We start from the raw sequence: 24,651 nt of genomic DNA, 5'->3' as shown, positions 1-24,651 counted from the left end.
CCATGACTGATGAATTCTCGGTTGAAAGCGTCTACGCCGAACTCCTTGGCCGCGCTCCGGAAAACAAAATGGAACCGCGCCTTGCTCCGTTGTTCCGTGCCATGGACGTGTTGGGGGAGCCGAACAAGGCGTATCCGATCATCCACATCACCGGCACCAACGGAAAGACGTCCACGGCCCGCATGATTGAGGCCGGATTACGGGCTCACGGATTGAGCACGGGCCGGTACACCAGCCCGCACCTGTCCAAGGTGACAGAACGCATCAGCATTGACGGTGAACCCGTGCCGGATGCGACGTTCGTACGTATCTGGGACGAAATCCGGCCGTATCTGGAGATCGTGGACAGCGAGCTCGTTGCCGATAACCAGCCGCGGCTGACCTACTTCGAATGCCTGACCATCCTGGGCTTTGCAGTGTTCGCGGACCAGCCCGTTGATGTTGCCGTCATGGAAGTGGGCCTGGGAGGCATCACCGATGCCACCAACGTCGGTGACGGCCAAGTCTCGGTCATTACGCCCATTTCCCTTGACCACACAGATCTTTTGGGCGACACCACCGAGGACATTGCCTACGAGAAGTCCGGCATCATCAAACCGGGCGGGTTCCTGGTCAGTGCCGCTCAGCCGGTGGACGCTGCCCAGGTTCTGTTGGAGAAAGCACGCGAGGTTGATGTTCCGTTCCGTTTTGAGGGCGTGGAATTTGGTGTGGAGTCCCGCAGCGTTGCCGTAGGGGGCCAGGTCCTCACCATCCAGGGACTGGCAGGACGCTACGAAGACCTGCTGCTGCCACTGCACGGTGCCCACCAGGCCGAAAACGCAGCCGTCGCCGTCGCCGCCCTGGAAGCATTCTTCGGTGGCGGGGAGAAGGAACTCGACGCCGAGGTGCTCAAGGAAGCTTTTGGCACGGTAACTTCACCCGGCCGGCTCGAAGTAGTGCGCACCGCACCCACCGTGGTGGTGGACGCTGCACACAATCCGGACGGCATCCGCGTCTCATCCGAAGCGATTCAGGAAGCCTTCAGCTTCAGCAAACTGGTAGTGGTTGTTGGCGTTCTCCGGGAGAAGGATGCAGAGGAAATCCTCAAGACCCTCAAGGAGTCCCTCGGAGGACTGGCTGAGGAATTCTGCTTCACCCAATCCAACTCTGCACGTGCCGTTCCGGCAGCGGAACTGGCCGAACTCGCCGTCGACCTCGGTTTTGGCGAGGACAACGTACACATCGCCGAGAAATTGGACGATGCCCTGGAGTGGGCTGTGGAGCGTGCCGAATCCAATGATGACCTTGCGGGAGGCGTCCTGGTGACAGGTTCCATCACGGTGGTGGCCGAGGCACGGATCCTGCTCGGAAAGGCGAGTGCCTAGCATGGCAAAAATGACCAAGGCCCAGCGCGAATGGCGGCCCGGCATGCCCAAAAAACGCCGGTCCACCAAAGTGATGTTCGCTTCCACAGTGCTGTTGCTCGAAGCCTTCGTGGCGTTCTTCGGCACGCTGGCCGTTTTCGGCTTGAGGCGGGGCGAGGTGGACCCCGCCATCATCCTGGGCGTGGGCATCGCACTGACAGTGGTGTTGATTCTGGCATGTGCTGTGTTGTCCAAGCCCTGGGGCGTCGCCCTGGGCTGGGGACTGCAAGTGGTGCTGATCCTCACAGGCTTTGCCGAACCCACCATGTTTATTGTGGGGATCCTGTTTGCCATCTGCTGGTGGTACGGGATCAGGGCGGGCATGCGGATTGACCGCGAGGTTGCCCAACGCGACCGCGAGCAAGCCGAGTGGAACGCAGCCCACGGTGACCAAGCTGACCCGCAGACCCCGTAAACTGGCTGGGAAAACCACCAACGTAAGCCACTGAATACATCACATTGGAGCATCTGTGAGCATTGAACGGACCCTTGTCCTGGTCAAGCCCGACGGCGTCGCCCGCAACCTGGGCGGAACCATCCTCGCCCGGATCGAAGCCAAGGGCTACACCCTGGCGGAGCTGAAGAAGGTCAACGCCACCCGCGAACTGCTGGAACAGCACTATGAGGAACACGTGGGCAAGCCGTTCTATGAGCCACTGGTGGAGTTCATGCTCAGCGGACCGGTTATCGCAGCGGTCTTCGAGGGCCACAGGGTGATTGAAGGGTTCCGCTCATTGGCCGGAACCACCGATCCCACGACGGCGTCACCTGGCACCATCCGCGGCGACTTCGGCCGCGACTGGGGCTTGGCAGTCCAGCAGAACCTTGTGCACGGCTCCGATTCGGTTGACTCAGCGGAACGCGAAATCAAGATCTGGTTCGAGGGCTAACCACACCCCTCCCAGCTAAAAGTTAAGGCCAATGTTCATGATGAACATTGGCCTTAACTGTTGGCGTCGCGAGCAGGGGATTATGCCGAAGATGGTACGAAGAGGTGAATGAAGGAAATGAAGATCGTGGCGATCACAGCGACGTACAGCAAGGCAACGATGATCCAGCCATACCCGGACAACAGCTTGACCACGGCAGGCGGCGCCTTGATGACCCCGCTGGTGACGTTGCGGATGGTTACCCATACGAACAGCGGGATCATGGCAGCCCACACCACCATGCAGAACGGACACAGCACGTGGATGACATAGAGGGCCTGGGACCACAGCCACACTACAAAGCCGAAACCCAGGGTTACACCGGCCTGGAGGCCAAGCCAGTAACCCCGTGAATATTTTGCTCCGGCAAGAAGGCCCATTGCAGTAGTGATGATCACGGCAAAGGCCACTATCCCAATGAACATGTTGGGGAAGCCGAACACGGAGCTCTGGGGTGTCTGCATCACCGCACCGCAGGAGACAAAGGGATTTACATCGCACACGGTCACATGGTTGGGGTCCTTGAGTACCTCAAGTTTCTCCAGGACCAGGGCGCCGGACGCCAGCCACCCAATAACGCCGGTAATTAACAGCAGCCAGGCGAACGGCTTGTCCCGGACCGTTGCGGGAAGCGAATCCGCAGGAACCGGTGTGTCCTCCACATGGCTTGGAGCTTGATTGGCCAGGTTTTCCCTGGCGGTGCTTGGCATCGCGGATGTGATCCTTTTCGACAAGTGACCCGGCAAGCCGGGATGGGCTCTTGGGAGGATTGTAACTCCGAAGACTGGACGCCGGCCCCAGCAAGAGGGGGCAGTTGGACGACACAGCGGCCTTCGCTGCGAATGTGCAGGGGTGTGAGAGAATGAACATGGCCGGAAGTCGATCCACATTCGATCTCCGGTCCGGTGACTTTGTTCCCAAGACCGCCAGTATGAGCTGGGCATGCCTGGATCACGTGATCCCCGGTAGGCCCGCCATCACAATGGACGGCACCTGGTTGTGGCAGCAGAACAACGGGTTTCAGAATAAAGGCGCCGGCCTTCCAGGGCTGCCGCACCCCAATGCTGGTGCGAACCGGGAGGCATACTGCCGACTTCTGTCAACGCCTGCGGGTTTTGACAATATTTGCTCCACTGGGCGCCGGATGTGGCGGTGTCGCTGGGGCAGGAGTGTTGCCACATATGGATAATGACCAGGTTGTAGCCGTTAATGACGAGGCAGCTCCCGCGGAAACTGCGGAAGCGCCCAAGAAAACCACCAGGACCCGGCGCAAGGCTGCGCCCAAGGTAGTTGCTGACGTTGAGGCACCAGCTGCCGAGGCGTCCACCCCGGATGTCGCCGCCGAGGCCACCAAGGCGCCGGTGCGCCGCACCCGCTCGCGCAAGAAGGTAGAACCTGCAGAGCCGCTGCCGGGGCTGGGTGAGGAAACCACTGCAGAACCTGAAGCTGCGGCAGAAGCCGGCCCCGAATCAGCCGCCGGGCCCGCCCCCGAAAAGCCGATCCGCCGTCGTCGGGCCACCAAGCCCAAGGCTGAGGCAGCCGAAGCTCCCGCTGTTGCGGAAGCGGCTGAAAAAAGCACGACGCCGGAGCCCGGCTCCCAGCCGGAGGCGCCGGACGCTGAGGCTGCAACGGAAGAGCCCGCGGCCGAAGACGTACTGGCCCGGACCCCTGCCGAGGAAGACGCCCCCGCAGCACCCACCTCGCTTTTCATGGAGCCGGTTTCCATCACCTCCATGATTTTCCAGGCCCCGGACCTCACCACTGTTCCTCGCGTTGCCACGGTGGAAGAAAAGGCAGAAGAGCCCGAAGAAGAAGCCGAAGCCGGTGCTGAGGGCGAGCTTGAAGACGCCGGAAGCCGCCGCCGCCGCAGGAGCCGTGGCCGTCGTGGTCGCCGCGGAACCGAACGGGATGAGAACGAGAATGAAGACGCCCCCGAGTCCGAGGACGAGGACGCGCCTGCAGTTGAAGCACTTGAAGAAGGTGTGACCTCGCGTCGTCGTCGCCGTCGTCGTCGTGGAGACCAGGATCTTGAACTGACCGGCGGCACCGATGATGATCCGCCCAACACGGTCACCCGGGTACGTGCTCCGCGCCCCATCACCGAGACGGCCCCGTCCAACCGGGTGACGGGCGTCAAGGGTTCCACCCGCCTGGAGGCCAAGAAGCAGCGCCGCCGCGAATCCCGCGAGACCGGCCGCCGTCGTCAGGTCATCACCGAGGCTGAGTTCCTGGCCCGCCGTGAATCAGTGGATCGCCAAATGATCGTCCGCCAGCGTGACGACAGAATTCAGATCGGTGTCCTGGAAGACGGCGTACTCGCTGAGCACTTCGTGTCCAAGACCCAGCAGGACTCCCTGATCGGCAATGTGTACTTGGGCAAGGTCCAGAATGTGCTGCCCTCCATGGAAGCTGCTTTCGTGGACATCGGACGTGGCCGCAACGCCGTACTGTACGCCGGTGAAGTCAACTGGGATGCGGTGAACCTTGAAGGCCAGCCGCGCCGGATCGAGAACGCCCTGAAATCCGGCGACTCCGTCCTGGTCCAGGTCACCAAGGACCCTGTAGGGCACAAGGGTGCCCGCCTCACCAGCCAGATCTCCCTTCCGGGCCGTTACCTCGTGTACGTACCCGGCGGTTCCATGACCGGCATCTCACGCAAGCTGCCCGACGTCGAACGCAACCGCCTCAAGCGCATCCTGAAGGACCGCTTGCCGGAAAACGCAGGCGTCATTGTCCGCACAGCCGCTGAAGGTGCGTCGGAGGAAGAACTGACGCATGACATCAACCGTCTGCGCGCACAGTGGGAAGGCATTGAAGGGCAGGCCGCTTCCACCAAGGTCCTTGCTCCTGAACTCCTGTACGGCGAGCCGGACCTGACCATCAAGGTAGTTCGTGACGTCTTCAATGAGGACTTCTCCAAGCTGATTGTCTCCGGTGATGACGCCTGGGACACGATCGAGGCTTACGTGACCTACGTTGCCCCTGATCTGGTGGGCCGCCTGGAAAAGTGGACCAAGGACCAGGACATCTTTGCTGCCTGGCGCATCGACGAGCAGATCCACAAGGCCCTGGAACGCAAGGTTTTCCTGCCCTCGGGTGGTTCGCTGGTTATTGACCGGACCGAGGCCATGACCGTGGTGGACGTCAACACCGGCAAGTTCACCGGCAGCGGTGGAAACCTGGAAGAAACGGTCACCAAGAACAACCTTGAAGCAGCCGAGGAAGTGGTTCGCCAGCTGCGTCTGCGCGACATCGGCGGCATTATTGTCATTGACTTCATTGACATGGTCCTCGAATCCAACCGCGACCTCGTACTGCGACGCATGGTGGAGTGCCTGGGCCGGGACCGCACCAAGCACCAGGTGGCCGAAGTAACGTCCCTGGGCCTGGTCCAGATGACACGCAAGCGCATGGGAACCGGCCTTCTGGAGGTCTTCGGTGAGCAGTGCGAGCACTGTGCAGGCCGTGGCGTGGTCACTCACGACGAACCCGTTGAACACCGCCGCGCCAACGTGGTGGCTGCTGAACACCACCGCCCCAACACCGAGGTGCAGCAGCCCGCTGCGCGCACCGAGCGTAAGCGCCGCCGCGGGAAGGGTGGGGGACAGGCTGTTGCTGAAGCGCCCGCACAGGTCCATACAACCTCGTCCGCCCCGGTAGCCACTGCCCCTGCTGTCTCGGCTGAACCGCAGGATTCTGCCCGTCAGGCCAAGGCTGAGGCCACCAGGGCTGCCTTGGCCACCATTGCAGCTGCAGCGCACGCCGCCCACTTGCATGACGACGAAGTTCACCGCGCAGAAGAGCAGGCACGAGCCGCCGGGCAGCACGAGCCAGCTGGCTCCGCATCCGGATCCGCAGTCAGTGGCGAAGCAGCAGAGGCTGCACGCGAGGCGGCAGTTCAGGAAGCAGCTCAGGAAGCAGCTCAGGAAGCAAGGTCCACTCCGGTCCTGCGCTTCGGCGGGGAAGAAGTTGCGCTGCCATTCGTGGAGCACCACGAGGAACCGCAGGCGGCCAAGCCTGCCATGAGCCTGGATCTGCTGGCTGAAGCGTTCTCCCACCTGGGCGCCGCCCCGGAAGCCGCTGCCACCCAGGACTCTGTTGCCACGCCGGAAGCTGCTGCGCCGAAATCTGCTGACACGCGGGAAGCACCTGCTGCAGAGGAGGATCCCCAGGCCTCTTCACCGTCACGGGGTCGTCGCGGCCGCCGTAACCGCAGTGCCAGCAGGGCACAAGGTGCTGCGAATGAAACCAGTGTGGAGCACCATGAGGTGACGGCATCGGATACCCGAGGTTCAGCCCACGAGGCCAAGGCGCCTGCGGAGCCGGCCAAGAAGGTATCCACCGACGAGCCCATCATCCTTGGAGTGGGGGTCCCGGCCTCGGAGCTCTAGTCCGGGGCATACCGCCCACCACGGAACCTCTGAGGGGTCCCGCGCTATCCGGCATTACCAGGTAGCGCGGGGCCCCTTTGCGTTCTCTTCCGTCCTTGGCAGGGGCAGTCCTTCTTCGGCAGAGAGTTCTTCCCGGTCACATCCACGCTTGTATGCACTCCGGTTCCCGCAGCACACTGCTTCCCGGCTAGGCTTGGGGACTGACACGGGGTGCCGGGCGTTGGGCCCGGCTGAGATCCAGACCCGTTGAACCTGTCCGGTTAGCACCGGCGAAGGGATGTCCTCATGACTGCATCATTATCCTCATCCGTGTACCCGTTTGACGGTGCCCGGGAAACACTGTTGGCCCGCCCCATCCCGCGCGTTCTCAGTATTGCCGGCTCGGACCCCTCAGGCGGTGCCGGAATTCAGGCGGACCTGAAGAGCATTGCAGCGCTGGGTGGGTACGGCATGGCCGCCATCACAGCGCTCACGGCACAGAACACTGTGGGAGTCAGCGCCGTCCACGTCCCACCCGCCCCTTTCCTGCGCCAGCAGCTCGATGCCATCAGCGCTGACATCACCCTTGATGCCGTAAAGATCGGGATGCTTGGCGATGCTGCCGTCATTGACCAGGTCCGGAGCTGGCTCCAGGAGGTGCGCCCCGCCGTCGTGGTCCTTGATCCGGTGATGGTGGCCACCAGCGGTGACAGGCTGCTGCGGGAGTCCGCGGAGCAAGCCCTGCGTTCACTGCTGCCTCTGGCCCACCTCATCACGCCCAACCTTCCTGAGCTGGCCATGTTGCTGGGGGAGCCTGAGGCGGAGGACTGGGCTGCAGCGCTGGATCAAGGCAAGCGCCTGGCTGCGGAATATGGAAACACGGTATTGGTCAAAGGAGGCCATCTGCCGGGCCCGGAATGCCCCGACGCCTTGGTGAACACCACCGGGCTGTTGTCGCGTGACGTGATAGAGGTTTCAGGTCCCCGGATTGTGACGCCCAACAGCCACGGGACAGGTTGTTCGCTGTCTTCGGCCTTGGCGACGGTCCAAGCCCGCACCGGTGACTGGGAAGCTTCATTGCGGGAGGTGAAACCTTGGCTGCTGGGAGCATTGACAGCCTCGGAATACCTGCGGGTGGGTCAAGGGAACGGACCCGTTCATCATTTTCACCACCTCCGGCAAGCGGCCTCGCCTGGGGCCTTTGCTGCAAAGCTGTGGAATGCCGCTGCACCGGAACTCGAATCAATCTACGGGCTCGAATTTATTCAGCAGCTTCAGTCCGGCGAGCTCCCGGAACGTGATTTCAATTACTATCTCGCCCAGGATGCGATCTATCTCAACGGATACTCGAGGGTCTTGGCGCGTGCCGGTGCGCTTGCTCCCACGGAAGAAGAGCAATTGTTCTGGGCCAGGGCTTCCCAGCAGTGCCTGGAAGTTGAGTCGGAGTTGCACAGAAACTGGTTGAGCACCCGCCCTGTGCCAACAGGCACGGGGCCGGTTACCAAGTCTTATGTGGACCACTTGCTGGCGACCTCTGCTTCAGGCAGTTACGCGGTGGTCCTCGCAGCGATCCTGCCCTGCTACTGGTTGTACGCGGAGGTCGGTCAGCAGTTGCATGGCGCCTATGTTGAGGCGGGCGCCCCCGCGGACCACTCGTATGCCGAGTGGTTGAAGACCTACGCCGACCCGGACTTCGCTGCGGCAACGCGAAAAGCGATCAATCTCACGGACGCTGCGGCGATTGCGGCTTCTGATGCCGAGAAGGTGGCCATGATGGAGGCTTTCACCCAGTCCTGCCGCTACGAGACCGCATTCTTTGACGCTCCCAGGCTGTTTGTCTGACGTCGCCAGAGGAACGGTTCAGCAGGCCTCCTCTGCGGAGTTTCCAGAGCAGTTTCAGGGTGATTGTTGGGACACGTCAGCGCGTCGCCGGCCGAATCGCGTTAATCTGGCCCAAACACTGTAGGCTGTATGGGCACGGTGCCGGGAGAGTCCGTTACAACTAGTGATGCAAGTCACGAGGTAGCCTCCGGACCCGGCCTCATTTGCAGCTGAAGGTCAAACTAGCGTAATCTTGATCTTCGGTGCTTACGCCAACACTTGGGTTATGCCCCTTGGAATTGTTCATGGGATGACTCGCGGACTTCGATCAGAAGTCCACGGCGTTGAGGCACAGCGCGAACCAGGCCTGATTCCGGTTCAAGGTTCCGCACGCAAATTTTGTAATAAACGTCGAGAGAAGTGAGTACCCAAGTGGTGTACGCGATTGTCCGCGCAGGCGGCCGCCAAGAAAAAGTTTCCGTTGGAGACTACGTAACGCTGAACCGCGTCCCCGGTGGAGCCGGTAGCACGCTTGAGCTGCCCGCATTGCTCCTGGTTGACGGCGAGAAGGTCACCTCCGCAGCTGCGGAACTGGCCAACGTCAAGGTCACGGCTGAGATCCTCGAGGACCTCCGTGGTCCGAAGATCGTCATCCAGAAGTTCAAGAACAAGACCGGCTACCGGAAGCGTCAGGGTCACCGTCAGGAACTGACCAAGATCAAGATCACCAGCATCGCGTAACTTTCGTTACCGCTGTTCAGGTTTTTCAGTTTCCCCAGAAATTTAGAGGCAGGCATTTCACATGGCACACAAAAAAGGCGCGAGTTCCACTCGCAACGGTCGTGACTCCAACGCTCAGTACCTGGGCGTCAAGCGTTTCGGTGGTCAGGTAGTTTCCGCTGGCGAGATCATCGTTCGCCAGCGTGGGACCCACTTCCACCCCGGTGCAGGCGTCGGTCGCGGTGGCGACGACACCCTGTTCGCACTGCAGGCCGGTGCGGTTGAGTTTGGTACTCGCCGCGGCCGTCGCGTAGTGAACATTGTTGCTGCTGCAGCTGCAGAGTAACAACAAGTTCTGAACCGGTGGAGCGGGCCAAACGGCCCGCTCCACCGTTCTTTTAACCGCATTACAATCGACTAGGGCGCTTTAGCGCACTGGTTTTTGCAACAGCGCTGGCAACAGCAACAAACGCTGGAAGACAGCAACTGAGGAGATCCACGTGGCGAGCTTTGTAGACCGGGTAGTCCTGCACGTATCCGGCGGAACCGGCGGCCACGGCTGTGTCTCTGTGAAGCGGGAAAAGTTCAAGCCCCTCGGTGGACCTGACGGCGGCAACGGCGGCAACGGTGGAGATGTCATTCTCCGGGTCTCGGCCCAAACCACCACCCTGCTGGATTACCATCACGCTCCCCACCGGCACGCCACCAATGGCGGGCCCGGCATGGGTGACTGGCGCGGTGGCAAGAACGGTGAAACGCTGATTCTTCCCGTGCCCGATGGCACCGTGGTCAAGACCAAGGACGGCGAAGTCCTGGCTGACCTTGTTGGCGAGGGCACTGAGTACGTTGCAGCCGCCGGCGGCCAAGGCGGCCTGGGCAACGCATCCCTTTCATCCCAGAAGCGCCGGGCTCCCGGCTTTGCATTGCTGGGAATCGAAGGTGAATCCAGTGACATCGTCCTGGAACTGAAGTCCATCGCAGATATTGCCCTTGTTGGCTTCCCCTCCGCCGGCAAGTCAAGCCTCATCGCGGCAATGTCTGCTGCCCGGCCCAAGATTGCCGATTACCCCTTCACCACCCTCATTCCCAACCTCGGCGTAGTGCAGGCGGGCGAGGTCCGCTTCACCATTGCCGATGTTCCCGGCCTGATCGAAGGCGCCAGTGAGGGCAAGGGCCTGGGCCACAACTTCCTGCGTCACGTGGAACGCTGTGCTGCACTGGTTCACGTCCTTGACTGCGGAACCCTTGAATCAGACCGCGATCCCCTTTCGGACCTCGCCATCATTGAGGCTGAACTGGAGAAGTACGCAGTGGATATGAGCTACGCCGGTGTTGACGGCGAAGTGGTGCCCCTGAATGAGCGTCCCAAGCTGGTAGTGCTCAACAAGGTGGACCTTCCCGACGGCAAGGACATGGCCGAGTTTGTCCGCCCGGACCTCGAGGCCCGCGGCTACCGCGTCTTTGAAGTATCGGCAACGAGCCACGAAGGTTTGCGCCAGCTTGGCTTTGCCATGGCGGAAATTGTCCAGGCGGCACGGGATGCCGTTAAGACGGCACCGCCGAAGGTTGCACCTCCGGTGCTGCGTCCCCGGGCTGTCAATGAGTCCGGCTTCAAGATCCGCCGCGAGGAGAAGAACCTCGAGCCACTGTTCCGCGTCCTGGGCGAGAAGCCGGTGCGGTGGGTGAAGCAGACTGACTTCACCAACGAGGAAGCCATTGGCTACCTTGCGGACCGCCTTGCCAAGCTTGGTGTGGAGACCGAGCTCTTCAAGGTTGGGGCAAAGCCCGGCGACACCGTGGTTATTGGTGAGGACGACGGCGTGGTGTTCGATTGGGAGCCCACCATGATGGCCGGCGCCGAACTCCTTGCAACGCCCCGCGGTACTGACATTCGCGTGGCGGACATCGGTGACCGCCCCACGCGTTCACAGAAGCGCGATGAGCAGATCGAGCGGCGCGAAGCCAAGGCTGCTGCACGGGCAGAGCTTGAAGCCGAGCGCAAGGCGGGTATCTGGACTGAGTCTGTCAGTGGTCGCCGCGCCCAGGCTGTGAAGGAAAGCCACTTGGATTCCGGTGATGACGACTAGGACCATCGACGCTCCGGACACAGCTGAAGACTTTGAACGCCAGGCCCTTGCCACCGCCAAGCGGATTGTTGTCAAAGTAGGCTCGTCCTCGCTGACAAGCATCAAGGGCGGCATCTCCGAGAAGTCCCTCACAGGGCTCGTCAACGCACTGGCAGAAAAACGCAATGCGGGCACTGAAATCATCCTGGTGTCCTCCGGCGCCATTGCGGCCGGCCTCGCCCCCTTGGGCCTGGCCAAAAGGCCCAAGGACCTGGCCACTCAGCAAGCTGCCGCCAGCGTGGGGCAGGGGCTCCTGATGGCCCGTTATACGCAGGCCTTCAGCGCCCACGGTGTAACCGTCAGCCAGGTTCTGCTGACGGCCGATGACCTGATGCGCCGTACGCAACACACCAATGCCTTCCGCGCCCTGGACAGGCTGCTGAACCTCGGCGTGGTGCCGGTAGTCAATGAGAATGACACCGTGGCCACGCATGAGATCCGCTTTGGGGACAACGATCGCCTGGCTGCCCTGGTGGCCCACTTGGTCCGCGCCGATGCGCTGGTGCTGCTCTCCGACGTCGACGCCCTGTACGACGGTCCGCCGTCCCAAGGCGCTCAACGCATTCCGCTGGTCCGTGGTCCGCAGGACCTTGAAGACGTGACCATTGGCAAGGCGGGTAAGGCCGGGGTAGGAACCGGCGGAATGATGACCAAGGTGGAGGCGGCGTCCATTGCCGCCGGCTCGGGAATCCATGCCCTTGTCACCTCCACAGCCAACGCCGCCGCGGCTTTGGCGGGCGAGGATGTGGGAACCTGGTTCGCCGTAAACGGCAACCGCAAGCCTGTCCGGCTGCTGTGGTTGGCGCACCTGGCCACGGTCCAGGGCCGGCTGATGCTCGACGACGGCGCCGTGAAAGCCGTGCGGGACCGGCACAGGTCACTGCTTCCCGCAGGCATAACGGAGATCAGTGGTGACTTCGAAGCCGGGGATCCTGTTGAGGTGGTAGCCCATGACGGGACCGTCCTGGCGCGAGGCCTGGTGAACTATTCTTCCGAAGAACTCCCGCGCATGCTGGGCCGAACCACCCAGGAGCTCGGGCAGGCCATGGGACGTGGCTATGACCGCGAAGTTGTTCATGTTGACGACCTGGTGCTCCTGAGAACCCCGCGCTCATCTAAACTTGGAGCATGACTGAAGCACTGACCCCCGAAGCCCTTGTGATCTCCGACGTTTCCGGTACTTCCGGCCAGACGCCGGAGAACCCTGCGGCAGGTGCAGTGCCGTTGTCACCGGAAGATCTCCAGGCTGCCGTCCATGCCACTGCCGACCGCTCTCGCAAGGCCGCCCGCCGTATGGCACAGGCAAATCGTGCATGGAAAGACCGTGCCCTTCGTGCCATCGGAGCCAGCCTGACGGAGAACCAAAAGCACATCCTTGACGCCAACTCCAAAGACGTGGCAATGGGCCGCGCCAACGGCACTTCCGCGGCACTCCTGGACCGCCTGACCTTGACGCCTGCCCGTATTGAGGGACTGGTGGCTGCCTTGGAGAACCTGGCAGGTTTGCCCGATCCCGTGGGTAACGTGGTCCGTGGCCAGACACTTCCCAACGGATTGCGCTTGCGTCAGGTGAACGTCCCCATGGGTGTTGTGGCGGCTATTTACGAGGCCCGCCCCAACGTTACGGTGGACATCGCCGGCTTGGCTCTCAAGAGCGGCAATGCAGTTATTCTTCGCGGGGGCTCCGCTGCGGCCAACACTAACGAGGCATTGGTAAGGATCCTCCGGGAGGCATTGGATTCGGTGGGCCTGCCCGCCGACGCCGTGCAGACCGTGGACCAGTTTGGCCGCGAAGGGGCCAATGTACTGATGCGGGCCCGCGGCCGGGTGGACGTCCTGATTCCGCGTGGAGGCAGGGACCTCATTCAAACTGTGGTCACCAACTCTGCTGTGCCGGTCATTGAAACCGGCGAGGGCAATGTCCACATCTTCATCGATGAATCGGCCAACGAAGAAATGGCCGTGGAGATTCTCCTCAACGCCAAGACGCAGCGTCCCAGCGTTTGCAACACGGTAGAGACGCTGCTGGTGCACTCGGGCACCACAGTACTTCCTGCTGTTGCCAAAGCACTGCGTTCCGCCGGGGTCACGCTCCATGTTGACGGGCGGATTGCCGCTGCCCTGGGCGAGGACATTGAAACCGTTCCTGCAGATGACGAGGACTGGGCCACCGAATACATGGACCTTGATCTCGCCGTTGCCATGGTGGACAGCCTTGACGAGGCCGTTAACCACATCCGTACCTGGACCACCGGACATACCGAAGCGATTCTCACCAACAACCTGGCCAACGCCGAGAAATTCATTGCGGAAGTGGATTCTGCGGCCGTGATCGTCAACGCGTCCACCCGGTTCACCGACGGCGGCGAGCTTGGCCTCGGTGCCGAGGTAGGTATTTCCACCCAAAAGTTGCATGCCCGGGGTCCCATGGGCCTCACGGAGCTGACCACCACCAAGTGGATCGTCCAGGGCGAGGGCCAGATCCGCGCGTAGCAACGCGGTAACATAGAACAGAAGTCCGGAACGGCGGGGAGTCCCGCCGTCGAAAATCCTTTGAGAACCAACTAGGGGAGAAGATGCTGTTTCAGCAGATCGCCACGTCCATTGCCGCGCAAACTGAAGGCGGCCACGAGGAACTCGCTCCGTTGTGGGCAGAGCCGTGGGTCTTCGGCGTCGTGATGTTCGCCCTCATGCTGGTTCTCTTGTTCGTGACTCTTTCCTACACCAACCTTGGCAACCGCCATGAGGCTGTGGAAGAGCACGCTGATCCGCACCGCCAGCACCCGAACAAGCACACCCACGGCCAAGGCCACTAACATTATCGCCGCAACACCGCGTGGGGAGGCGGGGCGCAGGCTCCGGCTGGGCGTGATGGGTGGAACGTTCGATCCCATCCATCACGGCCACCTTGTTGCTGCCAGTGAAGTGGCAGCAAAGTTCGGTTTGGACGAAGTAGTCTTCGTGCCAACAGGCCAGCCGTGGCAGAAGTCGCACAAGCTGGTCAGCAGGCCCGAGCACCGCTATCTGATGACGGTCATCGCCACAGCTTCCAACCCCCGGTTCACAGTGAGCCGGGTTGATGTTGATCGTCCGGGGCCCACGTTTACCATTGACACCCTCCGGGACCTCCGTGCAGAGCGTCCTGACGCCGACCTTTTCTTCATCACCGGCGCAGACGCCCTGGCTCAGATCCTCTCGTGGAAGGATGTTGACGAGCTGTGGTCTTTGGCCCATTTCGTCGGCGTCACCCGTCCGGGTCATGAGCTTCATGACATGGGCCGGGACGACGTCAGCCTGTTGGAAGTCCCTGCCATGGCGATCTCCTCCACGGATTGCAGGACCCGAGTGGGCGCCGGGAACCCTGTCTGGTATCTCGTACCTGACGGAGTGGTCCAGTACATTGCAAAGTACGGACTGTACTCAGCGCCTTCCAACGCAGCGGATCTGACACCCGTACTTTCCGGATCAGACGACCAAGCACGTACTGAATGAGTTTTGAATGAGCAGCCAGGACCAGCGACCCATCCGCAGCAGGCGTGAGCTTCGGCGTGCCCGTGAACAGCAATCCACCGATGGTCAACCCACTGTTCAGCAAGTGGGTATTTCCGCGCCGGCGGACGTAGAGAATCCTTTTCATCCCGAACGTCCCAACGGCCGCAATCGCCGCGCCGCCGATGTTCCGGTAGACGGTGTGGGACCGGCAGCGCAGGAGCGGTCCTCGCAAATCCGGGCGCGGGATCGTGCTGCTCTGCGCACCATCAAGGAGCTGGCTGACAAGGAGGAGCAACTCTCTGGCGGGGGACCACCCACGCGTCGCCAGCTGCGTTTGCAGCAACTTCAGGCTGAAGTTGCCACCTCCATGAATCCGATTGTTCCTGCGCCGGAAGCCGCAAAGGACGCAGGCCAGGGGCAAGCAGCCGTGCTTTCCCAGCCCAAGCCCCCGGCCGCTCAGCCAGCTGCCAAGCCTGCAGACCCGAAGGCTCCGGGCGCGCCCTCAGCCGCAAAGGATGCGGACGGAAGCACCAAGGCCCCCGCGGAATCTGAAATGTCCGTGGAGCAGGCGCTTGCGGTCAGGCAACTGATCGCTGCCCAAGTGGAAAACCAGACGGCCAAGCTGGAACACATTGCCGAGCAGGATCCATTGGCCGTGGACCCTGATGTTCTTGCCCAGCAGATTGCCCTGGCCGAGCGGGCAGCCGTCCTGAACAAGCGTGCTGCTGCCAAGCAGAAACTTGCTGAGAAGACTCAAGCTGATTCCGGAAAGAGCCCCTCTGATCCTGGAAAGAGCACCTCTGATTCGGGGAAGAGCGCTCAAGGCTCTGCGGGTAACGGCAAGTCTCCGGCAGCAACGGCCGGTCCGTCCACTGCCAATAATCTTGCAATGGTGACTCCGTTGGAGTTCGTCAAGATGCCAGGCATTGAGCGGCCCGTCATGAAGCGTCCCAGCACCACTTTTGTTCCGCTGATTACGTCCGCCGGGCCCAAGGTTGACGCCGGGCAACCTCCGGCTAAAAAGGCGGGTCCGCGTGGCCGCTCCGGTGTTCTTGCCCGTGCGGAAGCGGTAGCGAAGTCGGCCCGGAAACGCCCGGAGCCTGTTGGGGAGGCAAGCGAAGAATCGCAGCGCCCACCTGTTTCGGCCAGCGCTGCGTATGGCCTGGATCCGTTGGACGCCAACACGGCCGGCCTGGCCCGGGCGCAACGAACCAGGATGTTGCAGTACGGCGTCCTGGCGTTGGGCATCGTTGCCCTCATCATCGGCATCATCATGATCACCAGCGGTTAGTTCCGCTGAAACATTAATAGCGCTGAAACCTCAATTGCGTTGGACCCTCAATAGCGTCGGAGCAATGGCTCAGGCCAAACAAAGGCTCAGCCAAACACAGGCCCATTGGCCACAACAAGGAGTACCCCGTGTCTGCACATGAACAATCCATCACCCTTGCCCGTCACGCTGCGCGTGCCGCGGCCGAGAAGCTCGCCGAGGACATTGTGGCCTTGGACGTCAGCGAGCGTTTGGCGCTCACTGACGTCTTCCTGATTGCATCGGCTCCCACCGAGCGTCAGGTCAATGCCATTGTGGACGGCATTGAAGAAGAACTGATGAAGCAGGACCTGCGTCCTGTGCGCCGTGAGGGACGTTCGGAGGGTCGCTGGGTGCTCTTGGACTACGCGGACATTGTGATCCACGTCCAGCACTCCGAGGATCGCGTGTTCTATGCCCTGGAGAGGCTCTGGAAGGACTGCCCCGTGGTGGACCTGGAACTGGGTGATGACGCTTCTGCCAAGGCTGTTGCCGCGGACGAAACCGAGCACTAGGAACCAGTGAGCCGAAATATGTCCGATTTGGAATTTTCGGAAATGCTGTTCTAAGATATTTGAGTTGCTTCGGCGCGGATAGCCGAAAAGCTGAACGCGAAGCAGCAAGAATATGGGGCTGTGGCGCAGCTGGTAGCGCACCTGCATGGCATGCAGGGGGTCAGGGGTTCGAGTCCCCTCAGCTCCACCATTGGATCCTGTCTTGTTCAAGAATTTATGAACAGGACAGGATCTTTTTTTGTCGCAGTAACTTCTTTGTCGCAGTATCTTCGTGCGATCCCTTGCGGAAGCTGCCGGAAGAAGTCCGGCTAGCTCCTTAGTGCAGGGCGCAAGGCTGGCAGCAGGAATTCCCACATCTGCTCGATCCTCAGCAGGACGTCTGCGCGTGATGTCAGGACGTCGGACACCAACTGAACCCCCGTGAAGGACGCAACCAGGTATCTGGCAAAAGCTGAAGCGTCCAGGTCGGCACGGATGGAGCCATCGAGGACCGCTTGGCGGAGCAGTTCCTCGGTTGTGTTGATCCAGTCCTGATAGGGGCCAGAGACGTCAGCGTCGAAAGCTGAGGCTTCAAAGGTAAGGCGGATGCCACCTTGGACTACCGGTTCTTCAAGGAGCTGTTGGCCGAACATTCTGCAGAGTCCAAGGAGTTTTTCCAGTGCGGGTGCCTCTGAGGACAGTATCTTCGCGCCCGCTGCCAGGACCGTTGCGTGTTGCTCCTCAATGACGGCCAACGCAAGTTCACGCTTTGAGGTGAAGTGGAAGTAGAGCGCACCTTTGGTCACGCCTGCACGCTTGGTGATGTCGGTAAGGCTGGCGTTCCCGTATCCGATTTCGGCGAAAACCCGGGCGGCGCCTTCGATGACGGAGAGCCGGGTGTCTTTCGCGCGTTGTTGCATCGGTGCTGGTTGGCCTCTCAGGTGAGTCGGGAGACGGAGGTGTGGGCCGCCGTCGGGACTCCACAACGCTACCACCGGGCGGCCTGAGGGATCACGGAAAGTTAAACCGACTGAACGGTTTGGTTTTGTGTGAAAGTGATCCTAGACTTCAGGGGAGTCGCGATGCTTTTGTGTGACTTCGGCGCAGCTGGTTTTGGGCGCAGCTGGTTTTGGGGGGAGGTGCGGCGGAGTAATCCGTCGCACCTCGGCTGCGGCCGTCGTCAGCAGGACGGCCGGGCGGGGTGATGCAGCTCATGTTCCGACGATTTCGCTTCTCACGTGATTGTGGTTAGTATTGACGAGTTGCTTCGGCGGGAAGAGAAATCACACCGTCTGCAGGCAATGGTTTTCCAGTAACATCCGGGGCTGTGGCGCAGCTGGTAGCGCACCTGCATGGCATGCAGGGGGTCAGGGGTTCGAGTCCCCTCAGCTCCACTTTGGTTGAAAGACCCCGCTCATTGAGCGGGGTCTTTTTCATGTCGTTCTTGAGGAATCGGGACTACTGGGTGGGCCGTGCGAATTCCGCGCCGCTGACAAACTCCACGCCTTGGAAGGGTTGATCGCCTACCACGCGGGCGTTGTGGCCCGGCGGGATGCTGTAGGAATCCCCGGCTGAAATGGTGATCTTGCCGCCGTCGTTGGTTTCTACTTCCAGGCTTCCCGCAACGCAGAATCCCACATGGCTCAGCTCGCAGGAGTCGGTGCCAACAACGGGTTTGACGCAGTCGGCCCAGGTCCAGCCCGGTTCAAACGTCATACGGCCAATTGTGTACTCTCCCACAGTGACGAGGTCCAGCACCGTCTTGTCGGGGCGCCGCGTTTCATCGGGAGAGTTGTGGGACTTTACTTCAAGGTTCGTGACAACATTGACACTCATGGCTTCTCACAGAGGCAGGGGAGCCTGATGATGGGTGGATCCCGGCACCTGGCTCCAAGGGGTCGCCGTGACCTGTGCCTGCCTCCTTTGGGGGCTCGCCAGCCAAAGGGAACGCAGGTGTTTGCGTCGTGCAAGAACAAGGTTCCTCCCAAGCCACCCTAAAGTCGAGACATTGAGCATGAAAGTGAGAACCGCACCGTGACGGCAATGGAAGTTGAAGCGCTCCTGAATGGTTTGAGCAGGCTTCCGGACGTCCAAGCGGACAATCTGCACGCCTTTGACGCCACGGACAGGCTTCTGCTCCAAACGGCTGCTGATCTGCTGGGTCCCGACACCAACGTGGCGGTCATTGGGGACCGATACGGTGCCCTGACCTTGGGGGCTTTGGCTGGGCTCGGCGTGGGCCAGGTACGGGTAAACCAGGACCTTTTTACCGGCAGGCTTGCGCTGAGACGCAATGCCGCGTCTGCCGGCTTGGAAGGCCGCTTCACCGAGCATCAACTGGACCGCGAGTTGCTGCACGACGCCGGCCTGGTGCTCCTTCAGTTACCGAAGTCGCTGGCTGAGTTGGATGAAATCGCCGACGCCGTTGCAAGGTTTGCGGCCCCGCATGCGGTCCTGTTGGCCGGGGGTCGCGTCAAGCACATGTCCCTTGGCATGAACGCTGTCCTGGAACGTTACTTCTCCTCAGTCCAGCCGCAACTTGCCCGTCAGAAGTCCAGGGTCATTGTTTCGCGGGATCCCAAAGAGGCACCGGCTGAGCTCCCTTTTCCGGTGGTGGAGTCCTTGCCTGAGTTGGGAATCACGGTCTGTGCCCATGGTGCTGCTTTCTCAGGGGCACGCCTGGACATTGGTACGCGCTATTTGCTGACCTTCATGGATCGCATGCCGGCCGCGCGGCAGGCTGTAGACCTCGGCTGCGGAACCGGTATTCTCGCCACGATGTACGCACTTGGCAACCCGGATGCCCGCGTGGTGGCTACTGACCAATCCGCAGCAGCTGTGGCTTCGGCCAAGGCTACAGCGGCGGCAAACGGGCTGGAAGGGAGGGTGGAGGTGATCCACGATGACGCCATGTCCACTTTTGACTCCGGCAGCGCTGAGCTCATCCTGCTGAACCCGCCGTTCCACCTGGGCGCAAGTGTTCACGCGGGCGCTGCGCTGAAGCTGTTTCAGGCAGCCGCCCGGGTCCTGGCCCCGGGTGGAGAGCTGTGGACGGTCTATAACAGCCACTTGCAGTATCGGGCTGCTCTTGAACGGCACATCGGGCCGACGGTCGAGGAAGGCCGGAATCCCAAGTTCACGGTAACCCGCAGCCGGAAGATCTGAGCCGGGCCCCCTATGGCGTTCCGGAGGCAGTTGGCAGGAATTCAACGGCATTGTTATCAAGCCCTGATGCCGGTGCCCGCGTGTGCTCATATCCGTAACGGCGGCGGTATCGTACGATTCAGACAAAGACCAACTTCGACGAACTTCATCCCAATGACGAGGGGCATCAGTGACTGAGATCCGGCAGCCGACACCTAGGCGCGGAACCAACCTTCCCCGTATGGGGGACTTCAATCTAACCGTCATTCTGGAGGCGATCCGCCGCTCTTCCGGTGGGCTCAGCCGCGTTGAGTTGGCCCAGATCGTTGGGCTGTCCCCGCAGACGATTTCGAACATTTCCAGGCGCCTGCTGGATCAGCAACTGATTGTGGAGGCAGGAAAGGAAGGCTCAGGGCCCGGGAAGCCCAGAACCATCCTGCGCCTGAACCCGGCCGGCATGTACGCTGTGGGCGTTCACCTGGACCCGGCAGTCATCACCTTCGTTGTCCTGGACCTGCTGGGCGAGGTGGTCAAGCATTCGCGGATGGCCACTCCCGCCGGTGATCCTGCCGGGGTGATTACCAGCATCGCCGAACAGATCAACATCCTGATCGAGGACTCGGGGGTGGACGCCTCCAAGATCGCCGGCCTGGGCGTAGCCGTGCCCGGTCCGATCGACCTCGATGAAGGTTCTGTAGTGGAGCCGCCGCTGCTGACACGCTGGAACCGCGTGCGCATCAGGGAGGCCCTGGCTGAAGCCACCGGCATGGAAACGCTGGTGGATAAAGATGTGACCAGTGCCGCTGTTGCCGAGACGTGGGCTGGCGGTGCCAGCGGTGCTGGCAGCTTCGTGTTCATGTACATGGGTACCGGCATCGGTTGTGGCATTGTCCTCAATGATGAAGTAGTCCGCGGGACCTCGGGCAACGCCGGGGAAATCGGCCACATTGTGGTGGACCCCAATGGTCCCCAATGTGACTGTGGGTTGTATGGCTGCGTGAAGTCTTCATGCATCCCGCAGGCGCTCGTGGCAGAAGCCGAAGCCGCCGGTGTCCTGGAAGGGCACAGGGGAGGGGCGGACGGCCCGGAGGTTCAGGAACGGTACGCCCAGTTGTGCGACGCCGCCGACGCCGGAGACAGCAAGGCAATTGCGATTCTGGACAAGTCCGCAACCTTGGTGGCCCGTGCCGTTTCCATAGTGACCAACACCCTTGACGTTGAACGCGTGGTCTTCGGAGGCCCGTTCTGGGGGCGGATGTCGCCGTACTTCATGGAGCGTGTGCCTGAGGTGTTGGATAAGAACAACGCGGCCCGCATGATCCACGATCTCGAAGTTGTGGGTTCCGGCGTGGGTGAAGATGTTGGCGCCATTGGTGCTGCCTGCTTGGTCTTGGAGCACATGTTGGCACCACGGGCGCAAAGGCTCCTGCTGGAAGGCTAGTTGGAGGCAGGATAACTGAATAACCATAGGGCTCGGCCACGTCGCAGGTGTGTCACGGTGAAGCATGGGGGCTGTAGCCACGATCGACTGAATGGAGCACCATGCGCCGCCCAGTGATTTATGCACCGGTGAAGTTCGCCGCCGCACTTGTTACCGTCGCTGCCGTCCTGACGGCAGCGACGTCCTGTTCGCCTACGCCTGAGGCTGCAGCGGGCAAGACCCTGAAGATTCTCTACCAGAAGACCGATTCGTTCACTGCCTTGGACACGGTCATGCAGGATGCCAAAAAGGAATTCGAGGCCTCCAACGCCGGCGTCACTGTGGACCTCCAGCCCATCCAGGCCAATGACGACGATTACGGGACCAAGCTTGCCTTGGCTCAGCGCTCAGCTGACACGGCGCCGGACGTCTTTTATGAGGACACGTTCAAGGTCCGTTCCGACGTCGACGCCGGATACTTGCTGAAGTTGGACCCGTACCTCGAGAAATGGGATGACTGGGACGCGTTCAACGAGGCGGCCAAGGAAGCCGGCCGTGCGGACGACGGCGGAATTTACGCCGTTCCCCTGGGCACCGATACCCGGGCCATTTGGTACAACAAGACTGTTCTGCAGAAAGCTGGCATACCGGTTCCCTGGCAGCCGAAAACCTGGGATGAGATCCTCACTGCCGCCCGTGCCATGAAGGCTGCGGATCCCAATGTCATCCCTTTCAATATGTATGCAGGTAAGGGCACCGGCGAAGGCACGGTCATGCAGAGTTTCTACGAGCTGCTTTACGGCACTGACAGCAGCTTGTATGACACGGGGGAAAAGAAATGGGTGGTGGGGTCCCAAGGGTTCACCGATTCCCTGGCGTTCTTGAAAACCCTTTATGAAGAGAAACTCGCCGTGAGTCCTGCCGAAGCCTTGGATGCCAACGTGTGGAAAAAGGTTTTTGGCGAGTGGTTCCCGCAAGGAAAACTTGGCGCAACCGTGGAGGGTTCCTATACGCCGTCGTTCTGGCAGAAGGGCGGCGCTTACGAGTGGGCCGGCTATGAACAGGACATGGGCGTAGCAATGTTCCCCACGCAGAAGGGACAGGATCCCGGTGGCGTGAGTATGTCCGGGGGCTGGACACTGGCTGTGGGGGCGAACACCAGGAACCCTGAACTGGCTTTCAGCTTCCTCACCACGGCGTTGAACAAAAAGAATGCGCTGGCCTACGACGTCAGTAATTCCCAGATTGCTGTTCGGACCGATGTGGCCTCGGAACCTGAGTACTTGGCGGCCAACCCGTTTGTAAAGGACGTTTCCGATTTGGTGAAGGTGACGCATTACAGGCCTGCGACAGCTGACTACCCGCGGATTTCCATGGCTGTACAGGTAGCTACGGAGTCGGTCATCACGGGTAAGCAAAGTCCTGAGGAAGCAGCGGCTGAATATGATGCCACCGTCCGGAAACTGGTAGGTGAGGACAAGGTCCTGGAGAGATGAGAATTCGCCGCTTTGTGCGGTTGCTCCCGGTAGTTCCGTCCGTTCTTCTGCTGTTGGCGTTCCTGATGGCTCCTGTTGTGTGGTCCTTTTATGCCTCGTTCACGGACGCCGCATTGTCCGGGAAGGCAGCGAGGAATCCACAGTGGGTGGGGGTGGACAATTATGTCCGGATGTTCAGCGATGATTCCTTTCCGTTTGATGCCTGGCTCACGGTGGTGTTCGTCGCCGCCTCGGCCGTGGTGGGCCAGAATGTGTTGGGCTTGCTCATTGCCTTGCTGATGACGCGTTCCCGGAAAGCGGTGGCATCGTGGGTGGGGACTGCTGTTGTTGCGGCCTGGGTGCTTCCGGAGATTGTGGCTGCGTTTGCCGCGTACGCCTACTTCAACAGGGACGGGACGCTGAACCAGATTCTGGGTGCCCTTGGAGGCGAGGGTGCGGACTGGTTGTACTCGTTTCCGTTGCTGGCGATCATCCTGGCCAATACGTGGCGCGGAACTGCCTTCTCCATGTTGGTCTACCGCGCGGCGTTGGCTGACGTCCCCCGGGATGTGTCAGAAGCGGCCCTCATGGATGGTGCGCGGGGGTGGCAGCGGCTCACCTTCATCACCCTTCCTTTGATCCGCAGCAGCATTGCCACCAACCTGATGCTGATTACCCTTCAGACGTTGGCCGTGTTCACCCTCATATGGGTGATGACTGCTGGTGGTCCTGCCAATGCCAGCACTACGTTGCCGGTGTTGGCCTACCAGGAGGCGTTCAAGTTCGGTGATATTGGCTACGGCACGGCTGTGGCGTCGGTGCTGATCCTGCTGGGTATGGTGTTTGGCGCCATTTATGTCCGGCTCCTCAGGGAGCAAAAGACATGACTACAAGGGCGAAGCTGGGTGCCAACATCGCTTTGGTGGTGATAGGGGTGTGCTTTGTTGCGCCTTTGCTGTGGTTGCTGTTGGCTGCCGTGGATCCCCAAGCCGGTTATCAGACGAAGGTTCCGGTGGCGCCCTCCCTGGAGAATTTCCGTGCTGTGATGACTCCCGAGTTGTTGTTCCAGCCCTTGGCCAACAGTTTGATGTTGTCGGCGGGTACGGCCGTGGTCAACGTCCTGGCTGCCGTGCTTGCGGCCTACCCGTTGTCCAGGTATCAGTCGCGGTTCAATAAGCCGTTCATGTATACGGTGCTGTTTGGGACCTCGTTGCCGGTGACGGCCATCATGGTGCCGGTCTACGGTTTGTTTGTGCAGTTGCAGTTTTTGGATTCCATGGCGGCCACTGTCTTTTTCATGGCTACTACCACTTTGCCCATGGCGATATGGATGACCAAGAACTTCATGGACTCGGTCCCTCTTGAGCTGGAGGAAGCGGCGTGGGTGGACGGGGCATCTGCCATGGCGGCGCTGAGGACAGTGGTGTTGCCGCTGATGAGGCAGGGCTTGGGGGTGGTGTTCATCTTTGTTTTCATCCAGGCGTGGGGGAACTTCTTTGTTCCTTTTATCCTGTTGCTGTCCACCGGCAAGCAACCAGCGGCGGTGTCCATTTTCAGTTTCTTCGGCCAGCACGGGGCAATCGCCTACGGCCAGCTGGCCGCGTTCTCCATCCTGTATTCGGTGCCCGTCCTGGTGCTTTATGCGCTGGTATCCCGTGGCATGGGGAATTCGTTTGCCCTCTCCGGGGCCATGAAGGGCTAGCTGTCTTTCAGTCGATGTCCTCCACGATTTCGCCGTAAGGTACGGATTCGTCCAGATGGGCCTGGTGCCCGGTTGGTCCCCTGTTGTAGGTGATGCGGACACCGTGGCGTTGGTCTGCTGCCGATTGAAGCAGGACCGGCCGTACGGCGTCGATCACGTGCTGGTCCTGGGATGCGAGGTAGTTCTGATAGGCGGCTGGTAGCTGGTGCATGGCAAAAGGATAGACCTCCAAAGTCCACATGGGGA

23 protein-coding genes, 2 tRNA genes and 1 riboswitch are annotated in these 24,651 nt (G+C 61.1%); of the genes, 21 read left to right on the top strand and 4 right to left on the bottom strand.

Going from position 1 to position 24,651, the window contains the following annotated elements:
• The first annotated feature begins 2 nt into the window (after window positions 1-2).
• Genes ABI796_RS11070 through ndk form a run of 3 tightly spaced genes read left to right on the top strand, consistent with a single transcriptional unit; the run spans window position 3 to window position 2,293 of the window.
• Complete coding sequence (locus ABI796_RS11070) at window positions 3-1,364, top strand: folylpolyglutamate synthase/dihydrofolate synthase family protein (protein WP_141285108.1); 1,362 nt, start codon at window positions 3-5, stop codon at window positions 1,362-1,364.
• Between the two features lies 1 nt (window position 1,365).
• Window positions 1,366-1,818 carry a DUF4233 domain-containing protein gene (locus tag ABI796_RS11065; protein WP_141285110.1) on the top strand — a complete coding sequence of 151 codons (453 nt, stop codon included), beginning with the start codon at window positions 1,366-1,368 and terminating at the stop codon, window positions 1,816-1,818.
• Between the two features lie 55 nt (window positions 1,819-1,873).
• Window positions 1,874-2,293, top strand: coding sequence for a nucleoside-diphosphate kinase (ndk, locus tag ABI796_RS11060; protein WP_141285112.1), 420 nt, complete (start codon window positions 1,874-1,876; stop codon window positions 2,291-2,293).
• Window positions 2,294-2,373: 80 nt separating this feature from the next.
• On the opposite strand, the gene ABI796_RS11055 is transcribed toward ndk, so the two are convergent.
• Entirely contained in the window at window positions 2,374-3,042 is a 669-nt protein-coding gene (locus ABI796_RS11055; RefSeq protein ID WP_141285114.1) for a vitamin K epoxide reductase family protein, read from the bottom strand.
• 471 nt (window positions 3,043-3,513) lie between these two features.
• Here ABI796_RS11055 and ABI796_RS11050 point away from each other — a divergent pair, with 471 nt between their 5' ends.
• From ABI796_RS11050 to ABI796_RS10995, 12 genes are all read left to right on the top strand, one after another.
• Window positions 3,514-6,723 (top strand): ribonuclease E/G, encoded by a 3,210-nt coding sequence (locus tag ABI796_RS11050; RefSeq protein WP_170224963.1) that lies wholly within the window; start codon window positions 3,514-3,516, stop codon window positions 6,721-6,723.
• Window positions 6,724-6,919: 196 nt separating this feature from the next.
• A riboswitch (TPP riboswitch) is annotated at window positions 6,920-7,018 on the top strand.
• Window positions 7,009-8,544: a bifunctional hydroxymethylpyrimidine kinase/phosphomethylpyrimidine kinase gene (locus tag ABI796_RS11045; protein ID WP_141285118.1), complete on the top strand. Its 1,536-nt coding sequence runs from the start codon at window positions 7,009-7,011 to the stop codon at window positions 8,542-8,544. (Overlaps the previous riboswitch by 10 nt.)
• 411 nt (window positions 8,545-8,955) lie before the next feature.
• The gene (rplU, locus tag ABI796_RS11040; protein WP_024816904.1) at window positions 8,956-9,264 is read left to right on the top strand and encodes a 50S ribosomal protein L21; all 309 of its coding nucleotides are present in this window, start codon (window positions 8,956-8,958) and stop codon (window positions 9,262-9,264) included.
• A gap of 61 nt (window positions 9,265-9,325) precedes the next feature.
• Window positions 9,326-9,589, top strand: a complete 264-nt coding sequence (rpmA, locus tag ABI796_RS11035; RefSeq protein ID WP_003803426.1) for a 50S ribosomal protein L27 — start codon at window positions 9,326-9,328, stop codon at window positions 9,587-9,589.
• Window positions 9,590-9,743: 154 nt separating this feature from the next.
• Window positions 9,744-11,330 carry a GTPase ObgE gene (obgE, locus tag ABI796_RS11030; protein WP_141285120.1) on the top strand — a complete coding sequence of 529 codons (1,587 nt, stop codon included), beginning with the start codon at window positions 9,744-9,746 and terminating at the stop codon, window positions 11,328-11,330.
• Window positions 11,320-12,501, top strand: a complete 1,182-nt coding sequence (gene proB / locus ABI796_RS11025) for a glutamate 5-kinase (protein ID WP_141285122.1) — start codon at window positions 11,320-11,322, stop codon at window positions 12,499-12,501. The genes obgE and proB overlap by 11 nt, the downstream gene beginning before the upstream one ends.
• Window positions 12,498-13,862, top strand: coding sequence for a glutamate-5-semialdehyde dehydrogenase (locus tag ABI796_RS11020; protein WP_141285124.1), 1,365 nt, complete (start codon window positions 12,498-12,500; stop codon window positions 13,860-13,862). The genes proB and ABI796_RS11020 overlap by 4 nt, the downstream gene beginning before the upstream one ends.
• 83 nt (window positions 13,863-13,945) lie before the next feature.
• Window positions 13,946-14,185 (top strand): hypothetical protein, encoded by a 240-nt coding sequence (locus ABI796_RS11015; RefSeq protein WP_017200576.1) that lies wholly within the window; start codon window positions 13,946-13,948, stop codon window positions 14,183-14,185.
• Window positions 14,112-14,861 carry a nicotinate-nucleotide adenylyltransferase gene (gene nadD / locus ABI796_RS11010; RefSeq protein ID WP_281283986.1) on the top strand — a complete coding sequence of 250 codons (750 nt, stop codon included), beginning with the start codon at window positions 14,112-14,114 and terminating at the stop codon, window positions 14,859-14,861. Before ABI796_RS11015 ends, nadD begins: the two co-directional genes overlap by 74 nt.
• Before the next feature lie 7 nt (window positions 14,862-14,868).
• Window positions 14,869-16,152, top strand: coding sequence for a hypothetical protein (locus ABI796_RS11005; RefSeq protein WP_141285126.1), 1,284 nt, complete (start codon window positions 14,869-14,871; stop codon window positions 16,150-16,152).
• Between the two features lie 128 nt (window positions 16,153-16,280).
• Window positions 16,281-16,685 carry a ribosome silencing factor gene (rsfS, locus tag ABI796_RS11000; RefSeq protein WP_141285128.1) on the top strand — a complete coding sequence of 135 codons (405 nt, stop codon included), beginning with the start codon at window positions 16,281-16,283 and terminating at the stop codon, window positions 16,683-16,685.
• 114 nt (window positions 16,686-16,799) lie between these two features.
• Window positions 16,800-16,875 (top strand) — tRNA-Ala (locus ABI796_RS10995).
• Between the two features lie 118 nt (window positions 16,876-16,993).
• Here the strand turns inward: ABI796_RS10995 and ABI796_RS10990 are convergent.
• The gene (locus ABI796_RS10990) at window positions 16,994-17,584 is read right to left on the bottom strand and encodes a ScbR family autoregulator-binding transcription factor (RefSeq protein WP_141285130.1); all 591 of its coding nucleotides are present in this window, start codon (window positions 17,582-17,584) and stop codon (window positions 16,994-16,996) included.
• Window positions 17,585-17,985: 401 nt separating this feature from the next.
• Here ABI796_RS10990 and ABI796_RS10985 point away from each other — a divergent pair.
• Window positions 17,986-18,058 (top strand) — tRNA-Ala (locus tag ABI796_RS10985).
• Window positions 18,059-18,122: 64 nt separating this feature from the next.
• Here ABI796_RS10985 and ABI796_RS10980 read toward each other — a convergent pair.
• Window positions 18,123-18,500 (bottom strand): cupin domain-containing protein, encoded by a 378-nt coding sequence (locus tag ABI796_RS10980; protein WP_141285132.1) that lies wholly within the window; start codon window positions 18,498-18,500, stop codon window positions 18,123-18,125.
• 207 nt (window positions 18,501-18,707) lie between these two features.
• Between ABI796_RS10980 and ABI796_RS10975 the strand changes: the two genes are divergently transcribed.
• The 5 genes from ABI796_RS10975 (at window position 18,708) to ABI796_RS10955 (ending at window position 24,405) form a co-directional block, all read left to right on the top strand.
• Entirely contained in the window at window positions 18,708-19,829 is a 1,122-nt protein-coding gene (locus ABI796_RS10975; RefSeq protein ID WP_170224964.1) for a class I SAM-dependent methyltransferase, read from the top strand.
• A 220-nt stretch (window positions 19,830-20,049) separates the two neighbouring features.
• Window positions 20,050-21,249, top strand: a complete 1,200-nt coding sequence (locus ABI796_RS10970) for an ROK family transcriptional regulator (protein WP_170224965.1) — start codon at window positions 20,050-20,052, stop codon at window positions 21,247-21,249.
• Window positions 21,250-21,350: 101 nt separating this feature from the next.
• Window positions 21,351-22,724 (top strand): extracellular solute-binding protein, encoded by a 1,374-nt coding sequence (locus ABI796_RS10965; RefSeq protein WP_141285136.1) that lies wholly within the window; start codon window positions 21,351-21,353, stop codon window positions 22,722-22,724.
• Complete coding sequence (locus ABI796_RS10960) at window positions 22,721-23,590, top strand: carbohydrate ABC transporter permease (RefSeq protein WP_141285138.1); 870 nt, start codon at window positions 22,721-22,723, stop codon at window positions 23,588-23,590. Before ABI796_RS10965 ends, ABI796_RS10960 begins: the two co-directional genes overlap by 4 nt.
• Window positions 23,587-24,405 carry a carbohydrate ABC transporter permease gene (locus ABI796_RS10955; RefSeq protein ID WP_141285140.1) on the top strand — a complete coding sequence of 273 codons (819 nt, stop codon included), beginning with the start codon at window positions 23,587-23,589 and terminating at the stop codon, window positions 24,403-24,405. The genes ABI796_RS10960 and ABI796_RS10955 overlap by 4 nt, the downstream gene beginning before the upstream one ends.
• 7 nt (window positions 24,406-24,412) lie before the next feature.
• Here ABI796_RS10955 and ABI796_RS10950 read toward each other — a convergent pair whose 3' ends face one another.
• On the bottom strand, window positions 24,413-24,616 hold the full coding sequence (locus ABI796_RS10950) for a hypothetical protein (protein WP_373091249.1): 204 nt from the start codon (window positions 24,614-24,616) through the stop codon (window positions 24,413-24,415).
• Window positions 24,617-24,651 lie beyond the last annotated feature (35 nt).

This window comes from Paenarthrobacter aurescens, from assembly GCF_041549525.1.
GTDB classification, from domain to species: domain Bacteria; phylum Actinomycetota; class Actinomycetes; order Actinomycetales; family Micrococcaceae; genus Arthrobacter; species Arthrobacter aurescens.
The sequence above is the reverse complement of the archived record's forward strand: the minus strand, read 5'-3'. Positions and strand labels throughout refer to the sequence as shown.